The following is a 5057-nucleotide window of genomic DNA, read 5'->3' as shown; positions in this document are numbered from 1 at the left end:
GCCTCGGCGAACTTGTTGGCATTGAACAGCGCGGTGCCCAGCGCCATGTGCGCATCGGCGGGCTTGTCGAGGTTGCGCGACTTCAGGGCCGTGCGGAAAGCCTCCGCCGCGTTGTTCCAGTCGCCGGTCTCGTTGTAGGCCTGGCCCAGGTAGACGTAGTGCCGCGCCTCGCCGGTCATGGTCGCCAGCTTCTGCAGCACCGGGATCTGCTGCTTGTATTCCTTGGACATCGCCAGGGCCTGCGCGTACAGCTGCAGGTTCTCGGCGCTCACCTTGATGCTCTTGTTCTTCATGCCCTGCGCCAGCAGGCGCACGGCCGGATAGGGTACCTCGCTGACCATGTAGAGACGCGCGAGGTTCAGCAGGTCGGACTCGTTGCTCAGCAGCTGCGCGCGGTAGGCCGCGTGCATCAGCCGGACCTGCTCGCGCTGCTGGTCCATCAGCCCGCGCATGCCGGCGAGCTGTTGCCAGTAGGTGCTCTTGCCCGGCTGCATGCTCACCAGCATCTCCAGAACCCTGGCGGCCTTGGCGTATTCCTTGCGCTCGTAGTAGATCGCACGCAGCAGCGCCAGCGCCGCCTCTTTCGGGGCCTGGCCGCGCTGCTTGGAGATCTGCAGCGAGGTCACCAGCGCCTTCTCCGCCTCGGCGAACTTCTGGGTCTGGTAGTAGGCCTGCGCCATCAGGGCATAGCCCTCGGGGCTGGGCTCCGCCACCACCGACAGCCACTTCTTCACCACCGCGATGGCCTTGGGATAGTCCTCGGCGATGAAGTAGATCTGCGCCAGCGCATAGAGGCTGCTGTCGCGCAGGCCGTCCGGCAGGTTGGGCTGCTTCAGCACCGCGACATAGGATTCGATGGTCTTGGGCAACTGCTCCTGCGCGTAGTAGACGGCGGCGTAGAGGCTGTAGAGCGTGGCGCGCTCATAGTCGTTGAGCTTGGCCTCCGTGGCCTTGAGCCCATCCAGCGCTGCCAGAGCCCCCTTGTAATCCTTGGCCTCGAAGGCCTTCTGCGCGACCTCCATCTTCTTGTAGGTCTCCGCGCGGATCACCTGGGTCTGCTTGGTCGGCGGCGGGGTCGGCTTCTTGCCGTCCTTGTCCTTGGCGAACGAATGCCCGGCCGAGCCCGCGGCGGCGACCATGGCGATGACCAGCAGTACGCGCAGCAACAGGTTTCTGGATCTCACTGCGGACCTCATCACTTTTCCAGCTCGAAGCGGATCAGGTGCTGCACGTTGGGCACGGCGATCGGCCTGCCATTCTCCACGCGCGGCTTGTACTTGAACTTGGTCACCGCCTTCTTGGCGGCCTCGTCGAAGATGCCCGGCGGCTGCGCCTCGACCACCACCGGGTTGATGACGCTGCCGGACTCGGTGACGGTGAACTGCACCAGCACCCAGCCCTCGATGCCCTGGCTCTGCGCGCGGGCCGGGTACATCGGCGCCACCTTCACGATCGGCAGGTACTCGCCGTCGGTGGAGGACAGGCCGAAGCTGGACTTCACCTGCGTCGAATTCTCCAGCTTCATGTTGATGGCGACGTTGGTGTTCGTCGGCCCCTGGATCTGGGTCTGCTGCACCGGCACCTCGGGCGGCGCCTCGGGGCGGTCCGGCATCTCCGGCGGCGGCTTGCGGTCGCGGCTCTCGATCTCGAAGTTCTTGGCCAGGCGCACGAAGTCCACGGTCGGCAGCAGCTCGCCGTTGGTGGTGGCGCCGGTGGTGGCGTGGATCAGGCCATAGAGCAGCCAGAACAGTCCCACCATCGACACGCTGGCCAGCAGGAACGGGACGACGAAGCGCAGCACGCCCGTCTGCAGGGACGCGGCGGCGGCTGGCGGAGGCTCGGCCGATGCAGGCGCCGGCGCGCCGGTGCGGCGGTCGACGACGAACAGCGGCACGCGTCCGGGTTCGGTGGGGGCGGAGTTGGCCATCGCTCAGCCCCCCTCGCCCTTGGTGGCGACCGACACGCTGCTGACGCCGCCGGCGCGGACCTGGTCCATGACCTGGGCCATGATGCCGCTCTCGGAAGCCTTGTCGGCCAGGATCACCACGGTGTCCTCGGGGCGCTCGGCGTGCATGCGCTCCACCAGGGCCCGCACCTCGGGCATCGTCACCTTCTTGCGGTCCATCCACACCTCGCCGTTGGGACGCACGGCGATCAGGATGTTGCCGCTGGCCTTGGACTCGGCCGTCTCGGCCTGCTCCTTGTCCACCTTGACCCCGGCCTGCTTGACGAAGCTGGTGATGATGATGAAGAAGATCAGCAGGTTCAGCACGAAATCCAGCATCGGCGCCAGGTCGATGCCGTGGTGTCCGTCGTCGCTTGCATGTCGGCGGGCTTGCATGGGTGTCTCCTCGGGCTCGCTCTGTTCTACTTGGTCGTGGTCGGCTGCAGCATGACGTTCATCGCCCCGCCCGCCCGTGCCTGGTCCATGGCCTTGACCACCATGCCGGTCGGCGCCTTGGTGTTGGCCACCACGATCACCGGGCCGTCCGGCTTCTCGCCGCGGAAGCGCTCGACGTTGGCCCGGATCGCCGCCGGGTCCACCAGGCGCTGGTCGATCGAGATGTCGCCGTTCTTGTGCACGGCGATGAACAGCGTGCTGTTGTCCTCTTCTTCCTGCTTCTGGTTCGGCGGCGCCGGCGGCGGGGTGTTCAGCGTCAGGCCCACTTCCTTGACGAAGACGGCGGTGATGATGAAGAAGATCAGCAGGTTCAGCACGAAGTCCAGCATCGGCGCGAGGTCGATCGCCTCTTCCTCGTGCTCGACGTGCTGGCGGCGGTGGCGCAGGCCCATGGGATGGTTCCTAGAAGGTGAAGCGGTCGGCCAGCAGTTCGGTCTGCTTGCGGATCTTCGACTGGAAGTGGTGCACCGGGTACATGCCGGTGACGCTCACCGCCAGCCCCGTCATCGTGCAGTTCATGGCCTTGGACACGCCGCTGGCCATGGTCCGGGCGTCGGCCGAGCCCAGGATCGACATGGAATCGAAGACCTCGAGCATGCCGTGCACGGTGCCCACCAGGCCCAGCAGCGGGCACATCGGGATCAGGACTTTCAGCACCGGCATGTTCTCGCTCATGGCGCCGTTGAGCCGCGAGATCATCGCGCTGCGCACCTGGTGGGACATCCAGGACTGGTGCTCGGCCCGGCCCTGCCATTGCCCGAGCAGCTGGCCGGTCATCACCGGCAGCTGGGTCCGGTAGAACCACAGCCGCTCGAAGATCAGCGTCCACATCAGGATGCCGGCCACCAGGATCCAGATCACGAAAGGCCCGCCGGCCAGGATCAGCTGGCCGACCGCATGGAACGGCGCCAGCAGGATCTCAGGCATGACGCTTCTCGATCAGCTCGGCCAAGAGGCCGGTGCTCTGCTCGTCGAGGATCTGGGTGATGCGCTTGGAGCGGGCCTGCAGGGCGCTGTTGGCGAACAGCAGGGGGATGGCGATCCCTAAGCCCAGCAGGGTGGCGATCATGGCCATGGAGATGCCGGCGGCCATCAGCTTGGGGTCGCCCGAACCGGATTCGGTGATGACCTGGAAGGTGTGGATCATGCCCACGACGGTGCCCACCAGGCCCAGCAGCGGGCCGGCGGCGACGCCCAGCTTGAGGAAGGACTGGCCGCGCTCCAGCGGCGGCAGTTCCTTGAGCACGGCTTCGGAGACGCGCAGTTCGATCACTTCGGCGTCCTCGGCGTTGGCCGGGGCGCTGCCGCCCTTGAAGGCCAGCAGCACGCGCCCCAGCGGGTTGTCGGCGTTCAGGTGGTTGAGGTTGGCCAGCTGCCGGTTGACCTTGGTGCTGGTCAGCAGCAGGAAGCTGAACTGGTAGACGGCGATCAGGGCGCCGATCAGGCCGATGCCCAGGATCAGCCAGTTGACGGCTTCGCCTTCGACGATGCGGTCGACCATGCTGGGGCGCTGGGAGAACAGGTTCAGCAGCACGCCGCGGGTGGGGTCCACCACCATGGCGTGGTAGCCGCTGCCCTCTTCCTCGAAGTCCTCGGCCAGGCTGCCGAACTTCGAGGGCGGCTGCTTGGGCGGGGTGGCGAAGGCGTTGGCGCCGGTGGTGTATTCCAGGAACCGGCCTTCCGACACGGCCACGAAGGGGCCGACCCGCAGCACGGTCTTGTCGGCCTGGGCGCCGTCCGGCGCGGTGACCTTGGCCTGGATGCGCACGACCTTGCCGCCTTCGGTCATCTCGCGCTGCATCTCGAACCAGAACCGGTTCAGGTCTTCCATCGGCGGCATGGTCTTGGTCTGCGCCAGCCGGTCGATCTGCGCCACGCGGTCCGGGAACTGCGCGGTCAGCATGCTGTTGCGGGCGACGGTGGCAAAGTCGCCGGCGGTCTGGCGCATCACGCCGAACAGCTCGCCCAGGTTGCCGGCCTTGATGTCGCGCGCCTGCGTCAGTTCGCCGATCAGCCGGTCGTTGTCCTCGAATTGCTTGACCAGCGCCGCGGCCTGGTTCTCCAGCGCGGTCTTTTCGGCGTTGGCGTCCCGCAGCAGCGCCGCCTGCTGGTCGCGGGCGGCGGCGAAGCGGGCTTCGCGCTCGGCGTTGATCTTGGCGTCGCGGGCGTCGGCGGTGCGCACCTGCTCGAGCAGTTCGTCCAGGGTCCTGGCCTGCGGGGCCTGGGCGGCGGCGGGAAGGCCGATGACGCCCAGCAGCAGGGCGGCGGAGAGGATCTTGAGGTTCATGGCTTACTTGCTCGCGGCGGCCTGGATGGGAACGATCAGCAGGTTCGGGGAGGTCTGCTTCTTGGCGACCTTGAGCCCTTCCTTGACCCCTTCGCTGTACTCGCTACCCGCGGTCCAGTCCTTCTTCTCGCGGTCCCAGTACCCGGTCTCGGCACCGTCCGGGGTCTGGTAGAACAGGCCGACGCGGCCCACCCGCAGGAAGTCCACTTCCTTGTCCCCCCGCTTGCCGCGGTAGGCTTCGATCGTCCGGCCGTATTCCATCTCGATCTGGTAGGCCTCGACGATCCGCCGGTATTTCTCCGAGACGGTCACGTCGGCGCGCGGCATCATCTCGTTGAGCTTGGCCACCCGCGCCACGCGCTCGTCCTT

General features: G+C 66.9%; 7 protein-coding genes. All 7 read right to left on the bottom strand.

Annotated elements, in window-relative coordinates; all coding sequences use genetic code 11:
* Positions 1-1184, bottom strand: a 1184-nt coding sequence (locus tag C3942_RS21710; protein WP_133164394.1) for a tetratricopeptide repeat protein, incomplete at its 3' end; no start/stop codon positions are given.
* 11 nt (positions 1185-1195) lie between these two features.
* Entirely contained in the window at positions 1196-1927 is a 732-nt protein-coding gene (locus C3942_RS21705; RefSeq protein WP_104232466.1) for an energy transducer TonB, read from the bottom strand.
* Between the two features lie 3 nt (positions 1928-1930).
* On the bottom strand, positions 1931-2341 hold the full coding sequence (locus C3942_RS21700; RefSeq protein ID WP_104232465.1) for an ExbD/TolR family protein: 411 nt from the start codon (positions 2339-2341) through the stop codon (positions 1931-1933).
* Positions 2342-2367: 26 nt separating this feature from the next.
* Complete coding sequence (locus C3942_RS21695; protein ID WP_104232464.1) at positions 2368-2793, bottom strand: ExbD/TolR family protein; 426 nt, start codon at positions 2791-2793, stop codon at positions 2368-2370.
* 10 nt (positions 2794-2803) lie between these two features.
* A complete protein-coding gene (locus C3942_RS21690; RefSeq protein WP_104232463.1) occupies positions 2804-3328 on the bottom strand; it encodes a MotA/TolQ/ExbB proton channel family protein in 525 nt (174 codons plus the stop codon).
* Entirely contained in the window at positions 3321-4688 is a 1368-nt protein-coding gene (locus C3942_RS21685; RefSeq protein ID WP_104232462.1) for a MotA/TolQ/ExbB proton channel family protein, read from the bottom strand. The genes C3942_RS21690 and C3942_RS21685 overlap by 8 nt, the downstream gene beginning before the upstream one ends.
* Positions 4689-4691: 3 nt before the next feature.
* On the bottom strand, positions 4692-5057 hold a 366-nt coding region (locus tag C3942_RS21680), incomplete at its 5' end, for a DUF3450 domain-containing protein (RefSeq protein ID WP_133164393.1).

Origin of the sequence: Solimonas fluminis, assembly GCF_002930645.1 — a bacterium.
GTDB lineage: Bacteria > Pseudomonadota > Gammaproteobacteria > Nevskiales > Nevskiaceae > Solimonas_A > Solimonas_A fluminis.
The sequence above is the reverse complement of the archived record's forward strand: the minus strand, read 5'-3'. Positions and strand labels throughout refer to the sequence as shown.